Raw genomic sequence first — 1,501 nt, forward strand, 5'->3', positions numbered from 1 at the left:
CCCCACCCCCACCTCGCCTCGCCCCCCAGCCCCTGCACCAGGACAGCCATGACCGACGACATCACCCACCTCGACGCCACCGACCTCGCCGCCCGCATCCGGCGCCGCGAACTCTCCAGCCGTGAGGTCGTCCAGGCCCATCTGGACCGCATCGCCGAGGTCAACCCCGCGATCAACGCGATCGTCACGCTCGACCCCGACGGCGCTCTCGCCGCCGCCGACGCCGCCGACACCCTGCTCGCGCGCGGCGCCACCCCCGGCCCGCTGCACGGCCTGCCGATCGCCTTCAAGGACACCCACCACACCCGTGGCATGCGCACCACGCACGGTTCCCCGCTGCACGCCGACGACGTCCCGGACCGGGACGATCCGCTGGTGGCCCGGATCCAGGCGGCCGGGGCGATCCGGATCGGCAAGACCAACGTCCCCGAGTTCGCGGCCGGCTCGCACACGTTCAACACCGTCTTCGGCACCACCCGCAATCCGTACGATCTCGGCCGTTCGGCGGGCGGCAGCAGCGGCGGCGCGGCAGCCGCCCTCGCCGCCGGCATGCAGCCGATCGCCGACGGCAGCGACATGGGCGGCTCGCTGCGCAACCCGGCGTCGTTTTGCAACGTCGTCGGCCTGCGCCCCACCCCCGGGCGGATCCCGTCGCCGCCCTCCGGCAGCAGTTGGGAGACCCTTTCGGTGGTCGGCCCGATGGCCCGTACCGTCGCCGACACCGCGCTGCTGCTCTCCGCGATGGCCGGGCCCGACCCGCGTAGCCCGATCTCCCTGGAGACTCCCGGCTCGGCGTTCGCGGTGCCCTTGGAGCGTGACCTCGCCGGCCTGCGGGTGGCCTGGGCCCCCGACCTCGGCGGCGCCGTGCCGGTCGACCCGGAGGTACTCGCCGTCCTGGAAAGCCGCCTCGCGGTCTTCGCCGACCTGGGCTGCCACGTCGAGCGGGACAGCCCCGACTTCCGAGGCGCCGACGACGTCTTTCGGACTTTGCGCGCGCACGAGTTCAACCTCGGCCTCGGCGACGTCCTGGAGTCCTCCCGCGCGGCGCTCAAGCCGAGCCTGGTGTGGAACATCGAGGAGGGCCGCCGGCTCGGCTCGGACGACCTCGCTCGTGCCACCATCGGGCACAGCAGGCTGTACGCCGAGGGCATCGACTTCTTCGACCGCTACGACGTCCTGCTCGCCCCCGTGAGCCAGGTCGTCGCGTTCGACGCCGACCTGGAATACCCGCCCACCGTCGCGGGCGTCGAGCAGCACACCTACCTCGACTGGATGCGTTCCGCGTACTTCGTCACCCTGCTCGGCGCGCCCGCCCTGTCCGTGCCGGCCGGATTCACGCCCGGCGGGCTGCCGGTGGGCCTGCAGATCGTCACGGCGCCTCGTACGGACCTGACGGTTCTCCAGGTCGGCGCGGCGTTCGAGGCCGCGACCGGGTACGGCCGCCGCCGGCCGCACGTGGGCCCGGCCCGCCCGCAGTCGGCCTGAGCCCGTCCCGGCCGCC

Annotated in this window: 1 protein-coding gene; it reads left to right on the plus strand. The window is 73.9% G+C overall.

The genetic code is table 11. The features are described 5' to 3' along the window. The first annotated feature begins 48 nt into the window (after window positions 1–48). Complete coding sequence (locus GT354_RS06005) at window positions 49–1,485, plus strand: amidase (RefSeq protein WP_161355134.1); 1,437 nt, start codon at window positions 49–51, stop codon at window positions 1,483–1,485. The last annotated feature ends 16 nt before the right edge of the window (window positions 1,486–1,501 follow it).

Source organism: Streptomyces sp. SID3343, from assembly GCF_009865215.1.
Taxonomy (GTDB): domain Bacteria; phylum Actinomycetota; class Actinomycetes; order Streptomycetales; family Streptomycetaceae; genus Embleya.

Excerpts from the sequence above, each read along its gene's own strand:
- GT354_RS06005 (WP_161355134.1), top strand. The coding sequence starts at position 49 with ATGACCGACGACATCACCCACCTCGACGCCACCGACCTCGCCGCCCGC.